Source organism: Hymenobacter wooponensis (assembly GCF_004745865.1).
Taxonomy (GTDB): Bacteria; Bacteroidota; Bacteroidia; order Cytophagales; family Hymenobacteraceae; genus Hymenobacter; species Hymenobacter wooponensis.
This window is the reverse complement of record NZ_SRKZ01000021.1, coordinates 1-1,243: the sequence shown is the minus strand read 5'-3', so window position 1 is coordinate 1,243 and position 1,243 is coordinate 1. Positions and strand designations below refer to the sequence as shown.

The window sequence follows — 1,243 nt, the reverse complement described above, 5'->3', positions numbered from 1 at the left end:
CAGGGCGTACGCATCAAAACTAAGACGCTGTCTTGAGGGCTGACCTTTGTCTTGTTAGACATCGTTAAGCACTTCATGCTCAGCCAACTCCTTGTCTCATTCGCTACGCTACCGGACCCACGTTGTCCAGGTCGCACCCGCCACCGTCTGCTCGATATGCTGGTCATCGCCGTCTGTGCGGTGATGGCCGGGGCTGAAACATGGGTGGACATCGCCCACTACGGCCAGCTGAAGCAGCCCTGGCTGGCTACGTTTCTAGCGTTACCCAGCGGTATTCCCTCGCACGACACCTTCCGGCGGGTGTTCTCGCTGCTCGACCCCCAGCAAGTAGAACAGTGCTTCCGGCAGTGGATGGCCAGCACCGCGCCCCCCTTGCCGCGGGAGGTGGTAGCCATCGACGGTAAGACTGTGCGCCGTTCCTTTGACCGAGGGCGGGCCCAGGGTCCACTGCACGTCGTCAGCGCCTTTGCCACCGAGCAGGGCTTGAGCTTGGGGCAAGTAGCCGTAACGGGTAAAGGGCAGGAGTTGGCGGCTATCCCCGTATTAATCAGCAATCTGCACTTAGCTAACACGATTGTTACGCTAGATGCGCTCGGCTGCCAGCAGGCCATCGCCCGGCAACTGGTGGCCCAGCAGGCCGATTATATCCTAGCCCTGAAAGGGAACCAGGGTCGTTACTACCGCGCCGTCAAGTCCTACTGTCAAACCGCTTGTTGCCAGCGCTGGGCCGAGTATCCGGCCGACTATGATGCCTTCGACCACCGCCACGGCCGCCGGGTGCGGCGCCGGGCCTGGGTGCTACCGCTGGGGCAGGAACTGGTCGGACTACGCGCCTGGCCCGGCCTGCGGTCCATTATCGTGGTCGAAACCATCCGGCAGGTACAGTATCAGCCGGGCACCCGCGCCGAGTGGCGCTACTATCTGACCAGTTGCCTGGATGCCCCCGCCGTGCTCATTCAAGCGATTCGCCGCCACTGGGCGATCGAAAACAGCTTACACTGGGTGCTGGATGTGGTCTTTCGCGAAGACGAGGCCCGCAGTCGCGACCGGGTCGCCACTCGTAGCTTTGCCGTGTTGCGCAAGCTCGCGTTCAACCTCTTGCAGCAAGGAAAGCACCAACCCGGCAGTCTGCGCACCCGACGACGAAACGCAGGGTGGAATGATGACTATATGAGCCAGCTTTTAACCTGCGTCCGCGAAAACTGCCGGATGGCAGTCCTCTAAATTTGATGCGTACGCCCTG

General features: G+C 61.4%; 1 protein-coding gene. It reads left to right on the top strand.

Annotated features, from left to right (window positions below):
• The first annotated feature begins 51 nt into the window (after positions 1-51).
• Positions 52-1,224 (top strand): ISAs1 family transposase, encoded by a 1,173-nt coding sequence (locus EU557_RS25345; RefSeq protein WP_245326388.1) that lies wholly within the window; start codon positions 52-54, stop codon positions 1,222-1,224.
• Positions 1,225-1,243 lie beyond the last annotated feature (19 nt).